Origin of the sequence: Microbacterium ureisolvens, from assembly GCF_015278315.1 — a bacterium.
GTDB classification, from domain to species: Bacteria; Actinomycetota; Actinomycetes; order Actinomycetales; family Microbacteriaceae; genus Microbacterium; species Microbacterium ureisolvens.
Genome location: NZ_JADIJE010000003.1, coordinates 251,041 through 265,630 on the forward strand (window position 1 = coordinate 251,041; position 14,590 = coordinate 265,630).

18 protein-coding genes are annotated in these 14,590 nt (G+C 72.0%); 14 read left to right on the top strand and 4 right to left on the bottom strand.

Going from position 1 to position 14,590, the window contains the following annotated elements; all coding sequences use genetic code 11:
* Nucleotides 1–3: 3 nt before the first annotated feature.
* Together IM767_RS06100 and IM767_RS06105 are read left to right on the top strand one after the other, a co-directional pair.
* A complete protein-coding gene (locus IM767_RS06100; protein WP_109212129.1) occupies nt 4–1,296 on the top strand; it encodes a sensor histidine kinase in 1,293 nt (430 codons plus the stop codon).
* Nucleotides 1,293–1,988 carry a response regulator transcription factor gene (locus tag IM767_RS06105; RefSeq protein WP_109212128.1) on the top strand — a complete coding sequence of 232 codons (696 nt, stop codon included), beginning with the start codon at nt 1,293–1,295 and terminating at the stop codon, nt 1,986–1,988. Before IM767_RS06100 ends, IM767_RS06105 begins: the two co-directional genes overlap by 4 nt.
* A gap of 55 nt (nt 1,989–2,043) precedes the next feature.
* Here IM767_RS06105 and IM767_RS06110 read toward each other — a convergent pair whose 3' ends face one another.
* Nucleotides 2,044–2,229, bottom strand: a complete 186-nt coding sequence (locus tag IM767_RS06110) for a hypothetical protein (protein ID WP_194398826.1) — start codon at nt 2,227–2,229, stop codon at nt 2,044–2,046.
* A 54-nt stretch (nt 2,230–2,283) separates the two neighbouring features.
* Complete coding sequence (locus IM767_RS06115) at nt 2,284–2,760, bottom strand: winged helix-turn-helix transcriptional regulator (RefSeq protein ID WP_109212127.1); 477 nt, start codon at nt 2,758–2,760, stop codon at nt 2,284–2,286.
* Nucleotides 2,761–2,860: 100 nt separating this feature from the next.
* Here IM767_RS06115 and IM767_RS06120 point away from each other — a divergent pair, with 100 nt between their 5' ends.
* The 4 genes from IM767_RS06120 (at nt 2,861) to IM767_RS06135 (ending at nt 6,211) form a co-directional block, all read left to right on the top strand.
* A complete protein-coding gene (locus tag IM767_RS06120; RefSeq protein WP_109212126.1) occupies nt 2,861–3,376 on the top strand; it encodes an SRPBCC domain-containing protein in 516 nt (171 codons plus the stop codon).
* A gap of 132 nt (nt 3,377–3,508) precedes the next feature.
* Entirely contained in the window at nt 3,509–4,339 is an 831-nt protein-coding gene (locus IM767_RS06125) for a zinc-ribbon domain-containing protein (protein ID WP_109212125.1), read from the top strand.
* A gap of 80 nt (nt 4,340–4,419) precedes the next feature.
* Nucleotides 4,420–4,653, top strand: coding sequence for a hypothetical protein (locus IM767_RS06130; protein WP_109212124.1), 234 nt, complete (start codon nt 4,420–4,422; stop codon nt 4,651–4,653).
* A 184-nt stretch (nt 4,654–4,837) separates the two neighbouring features.
* A complete protein-coding gene (locus tag IM767_RS06135; protein ID WP_109212154.1) occupies nt 4,838–6,211 on the top strand; it encodes an MFS transporter in 1,374 nt (457 codons plus the stop codon).
* Nucleotides 6,212–6,273: 62 nt separating this feature from the next.
* Here IM767_RS06135 and IM767_RS06140 read toward each other — a convergent pair whose 3' ends face one another.
* Entirely contained in the window at nt 6,274–6,690 is a 417-nt protein-coding gene (locus IM767_RS06140) for a hypothetical protein (RefSeq protein ID WP_109212123.1), read from the bottom strand.
* 4 nt (nt 6,691–6,694) lie between these two features.
* Nucleotides 6,695–7,447, bottom strand: coding sequence for a CDP-alcohol phosphatidyltransferase family protein (locus IM767_RS06145; protein WP_109212122.1), 753 nt, complete (start codon nt 7,445–7,447; stop codon nt 6,695–6,697).
* Nucleotides 7,448–7,467: 20 nt separating this feature from the next.
* Here IM767_RS06145 and IM767_RS06150 point away from each other — a divergent pair, with 20 nt between their 5' ends.
* The 8 genes from IM767_RS06150 to IM767_RS06185 are packed head-to-tail and all read left to right on the top strand — an operon-like array spanning nt 7,468 to nt 14,573.
* Nucleotides 7,468–8,499: a zinc-dependent alcohol dehydrogenase gene (locus IM767_RS06150; protein WP_109212121.1), complete on the top strand. Its 1,032-nt coding sequence runs from the start codon at nt 7,468–7,470 to the stop codon at nt 8,497–8,499.
* Nucleotides 8,496–8,891 carry a 6-pyruvoyl trahydropterin synthase family protein gene (locus IM767_RS06155; RefSeq protein WP_109212120.1) on the top strand — a complete coding sequence of 132 codons (396 nt, stop codon included), beginning with the start codon at nt 8,496–8,498 and terminating at the stop codon, nt 8,889–8,891. Before IM767_RS06150 ends, IM767_RS06155 begins: the two co-directional genes overlap by 4 nt.
* The gene (locus IM767_RS06160) at nt 8,888–9,901 is read left to right on the top strand and encodes a glycosyltransferase family 4 protein (protein ID WP_109212119.1); all 1,014 of its coding nucleotides are present in this window, start codon (nt 8,888–8,890) and stop codon (nt 9,899–9,901) included. The genes IM767_RS06155 and IM767_RS06160 overlap by 4 nt, the downstream gene beginning before the upstream one ends.
* The gene (locus IM767_RS06165; RefSeq protein ID WP_109212118.1) at nt 9,898–10,734 is read left to right on the top strand and encodes an SAM-dependent methyltransferase; all 837 of its coding nucleotides are present in this window, start codon (nt 9,898–9,900) and stop codon (nt 10,732–10,734) included. Before IM767_RS06160 ends, IM767_RS06165 begins: the two co-directional genes overlap by 4 nt.
* Nucleotides 10,722–11,675, top strand: coding sequence for a lysylphosphatidylglycerol synthase domain-containing protein (locus IM767_RS06170; RefSeq protein WP_162564404.1), 954 nt, complete (start codon nt 10,722–10,724; stop codon nt 11,673–11,675). The genes IM767_RS06165 and IM767_RS06170 overlap by 13 nt, the downstream gene beginning before the upstream one ends.
* On the top strand, nt 11,672–12,427 hold the full coding sequence (locus IM767_RS06175; RefSeq protein WP_109212116.1) for a RibD family protein: 756 nt from the start codon (nt 11,672–11,674) through the stop codon (nt 12,425–12,427). The genes IM767_RS06170 and IM767_RS06175 overlap by 4 nt, the downstream gene beginning before the upstream one ends.
* Nucleotides 12,424–14,058 carry an LTA synthase family protein gene (locus tag IM767_RS06180; RefSeq protein ID WP_109212115.1) on the top strand — a complete coding sequence of 545 codons (1,635 nt, stop codon included), beginning with the start codon at nt 12,424–12,426 and terminating at the stop codon, nt 14,056–14,058. Before IM767_RS06175 ends, IM767_RS06180 begins: the two co-directional genes overlap by 4 nt.
* 23 nt (nt 14,059–14,081) lie before the next feature.
* Nucleotides 14,082–14,573, top strand: coding sequence for a GNAT family N-acetyltransferase (locus IM767_RS06185; protein WP_109212114.1), 492 nt, complete (start codon nt 14,082–14,084; stop codon nt 14,571–14,573).
* Nucleotides 14,574–14,590 lie beyond the last annotated feature (17 nt).

The window sequence follows — 14,590 nt, forward strand, 5'->3', positions numbered from 1 at the left end:
CGGATGTCCCGCAGAGGCGACCAGCCCGTCGTCGGTGCCGCTCCCGGCGCCGACGACGGGCTGCTGCTGCCCCGGCCGCCCGGCGTTCTCCGGCGCTTCTGGGCGCGGCATCCGCGATTCACCGACGCTCTCGTCGCCGGCATCGCGCTGCTCCTCTCGCTGCCGGCGGCCACGTTCCGCTCGGGCTTCCCGACGCAGCCCACACCCGCGCAGGTGTGGTTCGCGGTCGTGCTCGTCGTGCTCGCGTGCGTGGCGCTGCTGCTGCGTCGCACGCGGCCGCTCCTCGTGTTCGCGGCGTGCGTGCTCCCCGCCGTGGTGCTGCCGCCGAGTCTCGTGCCGGTCACCCACCTCCTGCCGGCCTTCGCGCTCTACGCCGTCGCCGCCTATCGCTCCGCCCGCGCATGCTGGATCGCCTTCGGCGTCGCGAGCGCCGCGTTCGCGCTCTCGACCGGCGCGGCGGTGATCACCGCTCCCGCGGAGGTCAGCCTGCTGGTGACCACCCTCGTCTCGGGTGTGGTGGCGATGCTCGTGGGCGGGCTGCTCGGCACCAACGTGGGCAACCGTCGCCGGTATCTGCAGGCCCTCATCGACCGCTCGCGTCAGCTGCTGGTCGAGCGCGACCAGCAGGCGCAGCTCGCCGCCGCGGCCGAGCGCACCCGCATCGCGCGAGAGATGCACGACATCGTCTCGCACAACCTCACCGTGGTCGTCGCGCTGGCCGAGGGTGCGACGGCGACGCCGGATCCCGAGCGCGCGCGGGCGGCGACGCAGCAGATCGCCGACACGGCTCGCGGTGCGCTCGCCGAGATGCGCGCCATGCTGGGCGTGCTCCGCGACCCCGACGCACGTCCCGGTGCACTGCTCGCGCCCTTGGAGTCGGCGACCGTCGTAGATGCCGTCGAGGCGGCCCAGCGTGCCGGCTTCCCGGTGGTGCTCCACACCGAGGGCGCCCTCGACGACGTGCCCGCCGACATCCGGCTGGCGACGACCCGCATCGTGCAGGAGTCGCTCACGAACGCGATGCGCCACGCGGCGCTCGCCACCCTCATCGACGCGCGTGTGGTGGTCGGCCGCACCGCCGTGGACATCTCCGTCACCAACGACGGGGTCGCGTCGGGCGTCGCCGGCGCCGAGCCCGGCTCGCGCGGCGGCTACGGCATCCCAGGACTCCGGGAGCGAGCCGCTCACGTCGGCGGCACGCTCGAGGCCGGCCCGGCCGACGGCAGGCGCTGGACCGTCAGCGCGCAGCTTCCCCTTCCCCTTCCCGCAACGGCACCCGAGGAGCGTGAACCGTGACAGAGCGCATCCGCGTCCTGCTCGTCGACGATCAGGAGCTGATCCGGCTGGGCTTCCGCCTGGTGCTCGAGGCCGAGCCCGACATCGAGGTGGTCGGCGAGGCCGCCGACGGTGACGAAGCGGTGAGCGCCGTCGCCGGTCACAGCCCCGACGTGGTGCTGATGGACATACGGATGCCGCGCACCGACGGCATCGCCGCCACCCGCGCCATCGTGCAGACCCACCCGGCGACCCGGGTGCTCGTCCTCACGACGTTCGACCTCGACGAGTACGCGTTCGGGGCGTTGGATGCCGGAGCCAGCGGCTTCCTGCTCAAAGACGCTCAGCGCACCGAGCTGATCACGGCGATCCGCGCCGTGCACCGCGGCGACGCGGTGCTGGCGCCGGCGGTCACCAGACGGGTGATCGAGCGTGCGCGCACCGGACGGGATGCGGCGCCCGTGCCCGCGGGCCCGGACCCGCTGGGCGAGCTCACCGAGCGGGAGCGCGAGGTGCTCCACGCGATCGCCGAGGGGCTCACCAATGCGGAGATCGCGCAGCACCTCTTCCTCAGCGAGTCCACTGTGAAGACCCACGTCGGCCGCGTGCTCGCCAAGGTCGGCGCCCGCGATCGCGTCCAGGCCGTGATCCTGGCCCACCGGCACGGGCTGGTCGACTCGTGGGCCGGGGATGCCGGAGGCGCTGCAGGCTGACTCCCGCGGGGGAGGAGGGCGCCCCGCCGCCTCAGCTGCGGCGCCCGGTGCCGCGCTAAGACGCCGATTCCTCCCGGGTGTCGGCGGTGTGGTCTCGGACGTCGGGCTCCGCGCGGAGCACATCGGCGATCTCCTCCTCGGGGCGCGGGGCGATCGTCTCGTCCTCCTCGAGCTCGGGGATGCTCGGCTCGCCGGGGGCTGGGACGTGGGGCTGCCACGAGTGGTGGTCGTCAGTGGACACCGCGAATCCTTCCGTCGGCACAGTGCCAGCGTACGACTCGCGCGGGGGCACCCGTCAGGAGCGCGCGCGATCGCCGCCTCGGCGGTTCGCCAGGTACTCCGCCGGCATGCCGGGTCCGATGCGGATCGCGACCTCGTCGGCGGTGACGGTGCCGCACCGGTCGCACACCGCCTGGGCGTGCACGGCGCTGTCGCACGCGGAGTGACGGTACAGGATCGGCGGATCGATCGGCGACGCCCAGTCGTCGCCCCACTCGGTGAGGGCGATGAGCGCCACCGCCAGGGCATGGCCTTTACCCGTGAGCACGTAGTCCGCTGCGCCTTCGCGGGCCATGATCCCCGTGGCGACGAAGGCCTCCAGCCGGGAGGAGAGCACGTTGGTCGCGATCCCGAGGTTGTGCTGGAAGTCGCCGAACCGCGTCACGCCCGCGAACAGCGCGTCGCGGATGATGAGCAGGCTCCATCGCTCTCCCACGAGCTCGAGCGATCGGGCGATCGAGCACACCTGCGAGTCGTACGTCTTGCCCAGCATGGATCGAGCCTAACACTTGCGTGATGCAAGTCCACGGGTCTAAGGTCGCTTGCATCACGCAAGTTATGCCCTCTCCGAGGGCGAGCAAAGGAGCACTGACATGGCGGACTTCACGACCACGATCACCGTGGACGCCACGGGACAGCAGGCGTTCGACGCGATCAACGACGTCGCCGGCTGGTGGGGCCGGATCACCGGGACGACGACGACCGTCGGCGACGAGTTCGTGTACGTCGTCCCCGGACTGCACTACAGCGGCTTCCAGGTGATGGAGCTCGAGCCGGGCCGCCGGATCGTGTGGCGGGTGACCGGGAGCTATCTGGACTTCGTCGCGGACCATCTGGAGTGGACCGGCACGAGCGTCCGGTTCGAGATCGAGGAGCAGGGCGCCGGCGCGCGGATCACGTTCACCCACGACGGGCTGGCGCCCGAGGACGAGTGCTACGAAGTGTGCTCGAACGCCTGGAGCATGTTCGTGAACGGCAGCCTCAAGTCGTTCATCGACACCGGAGTCGGGGCGCCCTACACGTTCGCCGGCGACGAGGCCCTGACGACCGAGGATCACGACGCGCTGCACCGTGAGGTCGCCGCGGCCGTGGGGCGCACAGAGGGCTGAGGTCGTCGGCCCGGGCGTGTGGTTACGCGCTCGGGCGCGTGGTCCCGGGCGCCGAGGGCGCGCGCACGTGCGCCCGCGTACGGACGAACGTGCGCCCGGGTCGATGTCGTCGGTCCCGCATAGAGTGCGCGCATGGCGGAGCGGGTGGAGTTGTGGTGGGCGCGACGCCAGTTCTCCAAGGGCGCCGAGGTGCCCTACCAGATCGGGGCTTACCGGTCGGCGTGGGCGTCCTACCCCGCTCTGGTCCGTCAGTATCACCCGGAGCTCAACGCCGGGATCACCCTGACGCAGATCCCCCCGGCGGCCGACGTGCTGCTGCTGTGGGAGTGCGAGGCCGGCCACCGCTTCGCCGCGACGCCCTCGGAGCAGCGTGCCCGCCCCGGCCGCGAGCGTCGACGGTCGGCGTGGTGCCCCGAGTGCTCCACTCTGGCGCGACCTCCGAGGGTGAGTGCGGGCGCGCCCGCCGCTGAGGCGCCCCGGCGGGGCAAGCCGTCGCGCAGACTGTGTTCCAAGACGCCCGACCTGCCTGTGGGTGAGGCGTTCTCGAGCGTCTGTGCGCCCAAGCCCGCCTCCGCCGCCGAGGCTCGCCTGCGATCCGACATCTTCGAGAGCCTCGCTGTCACGACGGGATGCAACGCGATCAGGACGGCGCGACCGTTCTTCGATCATCTCGAGGTGTGGCCCGACATCCTTCTGCCTGAGCTGCGCATCGCGGTCGAGTACGACACCGTGGGCAAGCACGGCTTGGAGCACGTGGGCAGGCGCGAAGACGTCGACCGGCGGAAGGACCGTGCGGTGCGGGCGTCGGGGTGGGAGGTCGTGCGGCTGCGCACGGGCAAGCTGGAGCCTCTCGGGCCGTACGACCTGCAGCTGGCGTCGTGGACGAAGCGCGGCCGGGAGCGGCTGCTCGACGCGTTCCGCGAGATCCGCGGGCCGCTGCTCGTCGACGCGTACCTGCGCTGAGCCTGGTCGCGGATCCCGCCCTTGCACAACGCCTCGGCGAATGCCTACTATCGAACATAGATTCGAATGAGGAGGCCAACGTGAAGATGAAGACACGCGGAGATGTCCAGGTGTGGTGCGAGCACGGCCGCCCGGCGAGGCTCGTGGTCGAGGGCGAGCGCTGGCGCATCATCGACACCCCGACGCGGTCCGACGGCGGCCGGCTGTTCCAGAGCTGGCGCTTCACGGCCCGCAGCGATGTCGATCACCGCACGCGCGTCATGGACGTCGAGGAGGTGGAGGGTCACTGGACCCTGGTGGCCGCCTGGGACTGAGGCGGCCGCGGTCGTCGCCGGCCGGAGTGGGCGTCGGTGGGTGCCGGCGCTCGCCGGCGTGAAGATCCGCCGATCTTCTCGCCTTCGTTGTCGTCCAGGCCCTTGAGACCTGAATCGTGCGTCAGGTATGGTCGCGCAGTGCGGCTTTTCGGCCGCTCACGCGCTCTACAAGGAGGTCCAGCGCATGGCATCAACAGCACCCGCATCCGACGCGCCGATGAGGCAGTCGAGTCTGCGACGCGTCGTCACCGCGTCGATGGCCGGCACGGTCGTCGAGTGGTACGAGTTCTTCCTCTACGCCACGGCGGCGACGCTCGTGTTCAACAAGATCATGTTCCCGCCGTCGGACGACCCGTATGCGCCGATCATCGCGGCGTTCGTGACATACGCCGTCGGGTTCGTCGCGCGCCCGCTCGGCGGCATCGTGTTCGGGCACTTCGGCGACAAGTACGGTCGCAAGAAGCTGCTCCAGTTCGCGATCATCCTCGTGGGCGTGGCCACGTTCGTCATGGGCTGCCTGCCGACGTTCGACGCGATCGGCTACTGGGCGCCCGCGCTCCTGGTGGCGCTGCGCTTCGCGCAGGGTTTCGCGGTCGGCGGAGAGTGGGGCGGAGCGGTGCTGCTCGTCTCCGAGCACTCGCCCGACAAGACGCGCGGCTTCTGGGCGTCGTGGCCGCAGGCCGCGGTGCCCATCGGCAACCTGCTCGCAACGGTGGTTCTCCTCGTCCTCAGCCGCACGCTCAGCGAGGAGCAGTTCCTCGCCTGGGGCTGGCGTATCGGGTTCTGGCTGTCGGTGGTGATCGTCGCGATCGGCTACTACGTGCGCACGCGCGTCACCGACGCGCCGATCTTCGTCGAGGTGCAGAAGCAGATCGAGAGCTCCAAGGCGGCCCGGTACGGCGTGCTCGAGGTCCTCAAGCGCTACCCGCGCGGCGTGCTCACGGCGATGGGGCTCCGGTTCGCCGAGAACATCATGTACTACCTCGTCGTGACCTTCTCGATCACGTATCTCGCGGTGGCGCTCGAGGTCGACACGGCCGAGATCCTCGGGCTGCTGGTCATCGCCCACATCGTCCACATGACCGTGATCCCGCTCATCGGCGGGCTCACCGATCGGCTCGGCCGCAAGCCGGTGTACCTGATCGGCACGCTCGGGGCAGCCGCGTGGGGCTTCGTCGCGTTCCCGATGTTCGACACGCGCAACCCGGCGATCATCGTCGCGGCGATCTGCCTCGGCCTGTTCATCCACGCCTTCATGTATGCGCCGCAGCCGGCGATCATGTCGGAGATGTTCCCCACGCGCATGCGCTACTCGGGCGTCTCGCTGGGCTACCAGGTGACCTCGATCGTCGCGGGCTCGCTCGCGCCGATCATCGCGACGGCGCTGCTGCGGGAGTACGGCTCGTACATCCCGGTCGCGGTCTACCTCGCGATCGCCGCGGGCGTCACGCTGATCGCAGTCATCTCGATGCGCGAGACGAAGGGTTCGTCGCTGCACGAGCTCGACCGCCTCGACGAGGAGAAGCTCGCCGCAGACCGGGTCTCCACGCGCGCCTGAGATCCCGAACGGAGCACCGCCCCGCCACGGCATTCCGTGGCGGGGCGGTGCGCGGGCTCAGCTCAGACGCCCCGCCGCACTGCGCCGCGCGTCTCCGGCTGCAGCCGCATCACCATCACGGTGGTGACGGCGAGGATGACGATGCCGAGAGATTCGATGATGACCGTCTCGGGCACGAGGGTGAAGTTCCAGTCCTGGTGGATGCCGAAGAGCCCCACCGTCAACGCCAGGACGAGGGCCCCGAGCGTCGCGATCAGGAACAGCAGGCTGAGCACGGTCGTGGCCTGGAGCAGCCGGCCGTGCAGCACGAGCATCCCGATCGCGAGGACGAGCGCCGCGATGGCGTTGAGGACGAAGAAGACGCCGAGGATCCCGCCGACGCCGTTGAAGACGAGGAACAGATGGATGCCGCCGGCGGCGACAAGGGCGACGGCGCTGAGGATGCGCATGATCCACAGAGCGCGGCTCGTTTCGGTCATGGGTCTACCTGCTCTCTTGGTGCGGTGAGGTGGTCGACGCCTTCTTCAGGGAAACGAGCGCCGGGCCGCGGCGGTTCAACCGCACCAGCCACAGCACGTCGCGGCCGAACGATTCGAGCACCACGATGAGCGCGACCGCGGCGACGGCGATGTTGCCCGCCTCGGGCAGGACCTGGGCCGCGACGATCGTGAGGGCGACGCCGCACAGGGCGGTCACCACCTTGCGCCAGTAGCGCGGCGGGAGCGGGTGCTGCATCCACGGCAGCAGCCAGCCGGCGACCACGAAGGCGTAGCGCAGCAGGCCGATGACGAGCACCCACCACCCGACCAGGCGCACGTCGTATACGCAGAGCACCAGGAGGAGATACGCGTCCACCTCCATGTCGAAGCGGGCGCCCAGCTCGCTCTGGCTCGACGTGCGCCGCGCGACGAAGCCATCGACTCCGTCGAGCGCGAGCGCGACGGCGGCGAGGGTCACCAGCAGGACCGTGGCCGTCGCGCCGTCGAACGATGCGACGACCAGCGCGGTGATGATCCCCACGAGCGCCGACCGCGTCGCGGTGACGGCGTTGGCGGCTCCGAATCGCTCCGCTCGCCGGCGACGCAGGCCGAGAGCCAGGAGCACCGTCGAGACGACGAGGTATCCGACGCCCGCCGCCCACGCCACCGGCGACAGCGCCACGAAGCGCCCGACGACGAGCAGGCCCGCGCACCCGGCCGCCACCCACCACCACGGCATCCACTGAACTTTTCTCATGTGCGCTCCGTTTAGTCCCTATGGCGGTCACCGGGAACACGACGAAGGTACCCGCCGGAGTTCACACCGAGGATCCGGATGCCGCGATCGCGTGGTGGACCGTCGGTCCCGGTCAGGGCGAATTCCGGTCTGAGAACATCCGTGAGCCGGCTGCCGACGAGGCCGCCGTGCGGACGCTGTGGACCGGCGTGAGCCGAGGGACCGAGGGGCTGGTGGCCCGCGGCGAGGTTCCCCCCTCGGAGCATGCGCGCATGCGGGCGCCCTTCCAGGCCGGTGACTTCCCGTTCCCGGTCAAGTACGGCTATCTCAACGTCGGCACCGTGGAGAGCGGCCCGCGATCGCTGCAGGGACGCACAGTCTTCGCCCTGTTCCCGCATCAATCCCGCTTCGTGGTCCCCGCCGATGCGCTCGTCGCCGTCCCCGAGTCCGTGCCGCCCCGGCGGGCCGTACTTGCCGGCGCGGTCGAGACTGCGGTCAACGTGCTGTGGGATGCCGGCGCGATGGTCGGCGACCGGGTGACCGTCGTGGGGGCGGGGATGATCGGCGGCGCGATCGCGCGCCTGGCGCGCGGCATTGCGGGCACCGAGGTCACGCTCGTCGACGTCGACGCGGGAAAAGCCGCCATGGCTGAGCGGCTGGGCGTCGCGTTCGCAGCCCCCGAGGCCGCGCCCCCGGACGCGGACGTGGTCATCGAGGCCAGTGGCAGCGGCGCCGGTCTGCAGCTGGCGCTGCGGTTGGCGCCGGACGACGGGGAGGTGGTGGTCGCCAGCTGGTTCGGCAGCGGCGCCGTCCCCCTGGAGCTCGGCGCGGACTTCCACTCGCGCAGGATCACGATCCGCGCGAGTCAAGTCGGTGCTGTCGCGACCCCACGGCGTGCTCGCCGCACGACGCGCGACCGGCTGACCCTAGCGCTTCGCCTGCTGGAAGATCCAGCCCTCGACGCGCTGATGGGCGGCGGCTCATCATGGAGACAGCTGCCGGAGGTCACTGCCGCCCTCGCTGCGGGAACGGCCGGCGGGCTCTGCCACACGATCGATTGGAGTGCCGCATGAGCTTCAGCCTGACCGTCCGGGACCACCTGATGATCGCGCACAGCCTCAAGGGTGACGTGTTCGGACCGGCGCAGCAGCTGCACGGCGCTACCTACCTTGTGGACGCGACGTTCCGCGCTGAGGCGCTCGACGACGACGGGATCGTCGTCGACATCGGCCGCGCCGGCGACGCGCTCCGCGAGATCGTCGGCGCGCTCACCTACCGCAACCTCGACGACGAGCCCGAGCTGCAGGGGGTGAACACCACCACCGAGCGGCTCTGCCAGATCATCGGCGACCGCCTCGCCGAGCGGGCCCGGACCGGCGCGCTCGGCCGGGACAGCCTCAGCGGCATCGTCGTGACCCTGCACGAGTCGCATGTCGCATGGGCGTCCTACGAGGTGTCCTTATGACCGGTGGCCCGTCTGTCCGCTTCGTGGTCCCCGCCGGGGTCGACGATCCCCGTCGTGTGAGCGGCGGCAACGTCTACGACCGGAAGATCCGCGACGGTCTCCGCGACGGAGGCTGGGCCGTGACCACCATCGAGGCGGCGGATGCGGGGGCTGCGGCATCCGCTCTCCGCGACGCATCCGACGGCGGACTCGTGCTCGTCGACGGACTCGTGGCGGGGTGGGCGCCCGACGCGGTCGAAGAGGCGGCGACGCGGGTGAGGCTGGTCGTGCTCGCGCACATGCTGGTGGCGGCGTTCCCCGATGCGACGGACGCCGCGGTCGAGGCCGAGCGCCGGGCGTGCGCGGCGGCGCTCGGCGTGATCACCACGAGCAGATGGACCGCCGATGAGCTCGCCCGCCGCGGACTGGCCGAGCCCGATCGGATCGCGGTCGCGAGGCCGGGAGCCGAGCCGCGCGATGTCGCGCAGCCGCGCTCGGACGGCGACCTGCTGTGCGTCGGCGTCATCGCGCCGCACAAGGGCCAGGACACACTGCTCGCGGCCCTCGGACAGCTCGACCGGCGGGACTGGACCTGCGCGATGGTCGGCTCGGAGGAGACGTATCCCGAGTACGCCGCGGCGATCGCCCGCGCCGCCCGAGGCTTCGGCGGGCGAGTGCGGCTGCGGGGGGCGCTGGGTGACGACGCCCTCGCGGACGAGTACCGCCGCAGCGCGCTGCTCGTGGCGCCGTCGCGCGTCGAGGCGTCGGGCATGGCGATCGCCGACGCGCGAGCGTGGGGACTCCCCGTCGTGGCCGCCGAGGCCGGCGGCATTCCCGACACGCTCGCCGGCGGCGGCGGACTGCTCGTCGCGCCGGGCGACGCCCCCGCGCTCGCTGGGGCGCTGCGCTCGTGGATGACGGATGCCGCGCTGCGCGACCGGCTCCGCCGCGAAGCCCTCGCCGTGCGTCCGACGCTGCCGACCTGGGCGCGGACGGTGGCAGCTGTCGCCGAGGTGCTGGAGGCGGCATGACCTCGATCTCCACGGCCACCCCCGGCTGGCTCGCCCTGCGCGCGCCCGCCGACGACGCCGCGCGCTCCGCGGACCTCGCGGACGAGCTCGCCGGCCTTGTGAACCGCCACGCGTCCTCCGCGCCCCTGCTGCTGCACGACCTCGGCGCCGGCACCGGGTCGATGACCCGGTGGCTCGCCCCGCGCCTCCCCGGCCCGCAGCGATGGGTGCTGCGCGACGGCGATGCCGACATCCTCGAGCACCTCGACCTCCGCGCCGTGGTCGACGGGGACGTCGAGCACATCGACTCCGAGGTCGTGGTGGAAGACCTCGAGCACCTGCCCCGCGACGCGTTCGAGGGCGCCGCGGCGGTCGCGGCATCCGCTCTCCTCGACGTCGTCACCGAAGCCGAAGCCGCTCACGTCCTGGCGGCGTGCATCGCAGCCGGAGCCCCCGTGCTCTTCAGCCTCACGGTCACGGGCAGCGTGCGCGTACGGCCGTCGGCCCGGCACCAGGAACTGGAAGGCGCCATCGCCGCCGCGTTCAACGACCATCAGCGACGCGACACCGAGGGACGACGGATGCTGGGACCCGATGCCGTCGCGGTGGTCGCGGCGCTCTTCGCCGACGCCGGCTGGCGCGTCCGCCGAGCGGCCACGCCCTGGCGCCTCCGGCCGTCGGAGCGCGCGCTGGCTGCGCAGTGGCTCGACGGCTGGGTGGGCGCAGCGGTGGCGCACCGCCCCGACTTGGCGGAGCCGGCGGGGGAGTACCTGCGCGGCCGTCTCGCCCAGTCCGCCGCCGGCCGGCTGCGGGTGACCGTCTCGCACGAGGACCTGCTGGCGTGGCCGGGGTGAGCCGGATCCCGTTGCGCGTGCGGTCCGGGATGCGGATCGCCGCGGCATTGGGCGTCGTGGCCGGAACGATCGCGGTCGTGGGCGCCGAGCCCTTCGCCGTGGGCCTGGCGGCGATCTCGCCCACGACGATCCTCGCGGCGGCCGTGCTCACCGCCGTCGCGACGACGGCGGCGGCGTGGCGCTGGCGCATCGTCTCCGCGCGCTTCGGCCTGCGGCTTGGGTGGGGAGAGGCCTTCACGGCGTACTACCGGTCCCAGTTCCTCAATACCGTCCTCCCGGGCGGCGTGGCAGGCGACATCCACCGCGCCTATGATCACGGGCGGCGGCACGACGATGCCGGCCGCGCGGCGCGCGCGGTCGTCGCCGAGCGCGTCGCCGGGCAGCTCGTGCAGCTCGTGGTGACCCTCGCCGTGCTGCTGTCGCTCGGGCTCGCGTCGCCGCTGGCGCCGCTGGTGACGGCCACCGTCGCGCTGATCGCGCTGCTGGTGGCGATCGTGGCCGCGGTCGCCGCCAGCCGCCCCGGACGCGCGCTCCTGCGGCGGGAGTACCGGATGCTGCGACCCCTTCTCGCGCGGCCGGTCGAGCTGACCGCGATCGTCGTGGCTTCGATCGTGGTGCTCGCCGCGCACACCGGAACCTTCGTCGTCGCCGGGCTCGCCGTCGGGGTCTCCGCAGCGCCGCACGAGCTCGCGATCGTGGCGCTCGTCGTGCTCGCCGCCGCCGCAATCCCGCTGAACGCGGGCGGATGGGGCCCCCGCGAGGCGGTGGCAGCCTCCGCGTTCGCGCTCGCAGGGCTCGGTGCAGGCGCCGGGCTCGCCGTCTCCGCCTCCTTCGGCGTCCTCACCGCGCTCGCCGTCGCGCCCGGCGTGCTGGCGCTGCTGGCGGGCCGCTTCCGTTCGCTCACGCCGAAGGGCATCATCGGGAAGAGGAGAACCGCATGAGCGAGCGACCGTACGTCACGCTGAGCTGCGCGATGTCGATCGACGGCTACCTCGACAGCGCCGAACCGCACCGGCTCGCGATGTCGAACGCCGACGACCTCGACAGGGTCGACGCCGTGCGCGCCGACCATGACGCGATCATGGTCGGCGCCTCCACCGTGCGGCGCGACAATCCGCGCCTGCTGGTGCGCGATGCCGCGAGGCGCGAGCACCGGCTGGCCTCGGGCCGCCGCGAATCGCCGGCCAAGGTGACGGTGACCGCGAGCGGGGAACTCGCGCCGGAGGCCGCGTTCTTCACAGCGGGCGACGGGCCGCGCATCGTGTACTGCCCGGTCGAGCGCGCGCCGTCGCTCCAGGAGCGCCTGGGCGACCGCGCCGTCGTGGTCGGCCTCGGCGAGGACTGCGTGACGATGAGCGCGCTCCTCGACGACCTCGCCGCGAACCACGGCGTGCGCAGCCTCATGGTCGAGGGTGGCGGCTCCGTGCTCACGCAGTTCCTCGGCGCCGACCTCGTGGACGAGCTGCACCTCGTGATCGCGCCGTTCTTCGTCGGCGAAGCCGGTGCCCCGCGCGTCGTCCGGCCGGGGGAGTTCCCGTGGACGGCGCATCGCCGAGCGCGCCTGGCCGAGACGCTGCAGATCGGCGACGTCGTGCTGCTGCGCTACGCCCTCTCGGAGCGCTTCGGCAGCCGGAACGGCGACGGCCGGAACTCCGACGCCGGCTGGGAGACCGTCGCCGCCGAACGGCCGTGATCGCCGCGCGCCGCGAAGGGCCGACCTGGCGCCGCCGCCTCGCGAGCGCGTGCGCGATCGTCGTGCTGATCACGCTGCCGCTGGTTCCCGGAGTCTTCGCGAGCGGATCGCTCTGGGATCTGGCCCGCATACCGGTCGAGTCGATCCTCATCCTCCTGATCCTGGTGCTCGTGCCATGGCGGATGTCGCGCATCGCGCTCGCGACCGCCTTCGGGGCGTTCGTGGGCATCGCAGTGCTGCTCGCCGGGATCGACTACGGGTACGAGGCCGCGCTCGGCCTCCACTTCGTCCTGCTCGACTGGCCGCAGCTCGGCGACGCGTACGGCGTCGTCGCGGCGGCGATCGGACCCGCGCTCGCGAGCCTCCTCTTCACCGCAGGGGCGGCGCTCATCGTGGCGGGTTCCGCGGCCCTCGCCTGGTCGGCGCTGCGCGTGGACGCGCTCGTGCGCGGCGATCCGCGCCGCGGCCGCGCCGCGCTCGCGGCGGTGACAGCGGGCTGGGTGGCGATCGCCGCGGTCGCGGCGCCGCTCGGCGTGACCGATCCGGCGGCGGCCGCGGCATCCGCTCGATCCATCGGATCGGCCGTCTCGCGAACCGTGTCGGCGCTGGAGACACGCGCGGCCGTGGCGCGTCAGATCGCCGCCGATCCATTCGCGGACGACCACCCGGCCACGCTGCTGACAGCGCTCCGGGGCAAGCATGTCGTCGTCGTGTTCGTCGAGAGCTACGGGCGGGTGGCGATCGAGGGCGGGCCGTTCGCCGACGGCGTACGCGAGGTGCTGCGACGCGGCGAGGAGGAGCTCGCGGCGGACGGCTACCGGGTCGAGAGTGCGTGGCTCACGTCGCCCAGCTTCGGCGGCGCCAGCTGGCTCGCCCACGCGACGCTGCAGTCGGGTATCTGGGCCGACTCGCAGACTGTGTACGACCAGCTGGTGCGCAGTGACCGCCTGACTCTCAGCTCCGCGTTCGGCCGCGCCGGCTGGCACACCGTCAGCGATGTGCCCTCCAACACGCGCCCGTGGGACGCCGGCGCGGCGTTCTACGGCTACGACGTGATGCTGGATTCGACCAACGTCGGCTACCGCGGCCCGTCGTTCGGCTACGCCCGCATCCCCGACCAGTACACGCTCAAGCACTTCGCCGACCGCGTCCTCGCCGAGGCCGACCGCCCGGTGATGGCGGAGATCGATCTGGTGTCGTCCCACACGCCGTGGGTACCGCTGCCGCAGCTCGTGCCGTGGGATCAGATCGGCGATGGCTCCGTGTACGACCGCCAGCAGGCTCTCAGCCCGACGACCGCCGACATCTGGGGAGAACCGGCCGAGGTCCGGCGCTTCTACGGCCTCTCGGTCGAGTACGCGCTCGGCTCGCTGCTGGCGTTCCTCGACCACGTCGACGATTCCGACCTCGTGGTCATCGCGCTGGGCGACCATCAGCCCGGCGCCATCGTGAGCGGGGAGGATGCCGGCCGCGATGTTCCGGTAAGCATCATCGCGAAGGACCATGCCGTGTTCGCCGAGATCGAGGGTTGGCGGTGGGATGCCGGCCTCCGCCCGCGCGAGACCGCTCCGGTCTGGCGGATGGACGCCTTCCGCGACCGCTTCTTCGAGGCGTTCAGAACGTCGGGATGAGTCCGGGCTGGCAGGATGACGACATGACGTTCACCGTGCGCGTGCCCGAGCCGGAGGATGCGGCCGACATCGCAGACCTCCACGTCATCACCTGGCAGGAGACGTACACGAACCTCCTGCCCGAGGACTACTTCGACGCCGCATGGGTCGAGGATCGTCACCGCATGTGGGCGCGACTGCTCGAGAGCCCCCGCGACCGGCGCATGCGCATCGCCGAAGAGGACGGACGGATCATCGGACTGGCGCTGTCGGCCGCGAGCACCCCGCAGGGAGAGGAGCAGCCGCCCCGCGAGAGACAGCTCTACATGCTCTACGTGCTCGCGGCGGCGCACGGTCGCGGCGTCGGGCAGGCGCTGCTCGACGAGGTGCTCGGCGACGAGCCCGCGGTGCTGTGGGTCGCGAAGGAGAACCCCCGCGCGATCGCGTTCTACCGCCGGAACGGATTCGAGTTCGACGGTCCCGAGCAGACGTACCCCGGCGCACCCACGCTCGTGGACGCGCGGATGGTCCGGTGATCAGTGGCCGCGGAAGA

Excerpts from the sequence above, each read along its gene's own strand:
- IM767_RS06100 (WP_109212129.1), top strand. The coding sequence starts at position 4 with ATGTCCCGCAGAGGCGACCAGCCCGTCGTCGGTGCCGCTCCCGGCGCC.
- IM767_RS06115 (WP_109212127.1), bottom strand. The coding sequence starts at position 2,760 with ATGCTGGGCAAGACGTACGACTCGCAGGTGTGCTCGATCGCCCGATCG.
- IM767_RS06120 (WP_109212126.1), top strand. The coding sequence starts at position 2,861 with ATGGCGGACTTCACGACCACGATCACCGTGGACGCCACGGGACAGCAG.
- IM767_RS06125 (WP_109212125.1), top strand. The coding sequence starts at position 3,509 with ATGGCGGAGCGGGTGGAGTTGTGGTGGGCGCGACGCCAGTTCTCCAAG.
- IM767_RS06135 (WP_109212154.1), top strand. The coding sequence starts at position 4,838 with ATGGCATCAACAGCACCCGCATCCGACGCGCCGATGAGGCAGTCGAGT.
- IM767_RS06140 (WP_109212123.1), bottom strand. The coding sequence starts at position 6,690 with ATGACCGAAACGAGCCGCGCTCTGTGGATCATGCGCATCCTCAGCGCC.
- IM767_RS06145 (WP_109212122.1), bottom strand. The coding sequence starts at position 7,447 with ATGAGAAAAGTTCAGTGGATGCCGTGGTGGTGGGTGGCGGCCGGGTGC.
- IM767_RS06150 (WP_109212121.1), top strand. The coding sequence starts at position 7,468 with ATGGCGGTCACCGGGAACACGACGAAGGTACCCGCCGGAGTTCACACC.
- IM767_RS06155 (WP_109212120.1), top strand. The coding sequence starts at position 8,496 with ATGAGCTTCAGCCTGACCGTCCGGGACCACCTGATGATCGCGCACAGC.
- IM767_RS06160 (WP_109212119.1), top strand. The coding sequence starts at position 8,888 with ATGACCGGTGGCCCGTCTGTCCGCTTCGTGGTCCCCGCCGGGGTCGAC.
- IM767_RS06165 (WP_109212118.1), top strand. The coding sequence starts at position 9,898 with ATGACCTCGATCTCCACGGCCACCCCCGGCTGGCTCGCCCTGCGCGCG.
- IM767_RS06175 (WP_109212116.1), top strand. The coding sequence starts at position 11,672 with ATGAGCGAGCGACCGTACGTCACGCTGAGCTGCGCGATGTCGATCGAC.
- IM767_RS06185 (WP_109212114.1), top strand. The coding sequence starts at position 14,082 with ATGACGTTCACCGTGCGCGTGCCCGAGCCGGAGGATGCGGCCGACATC.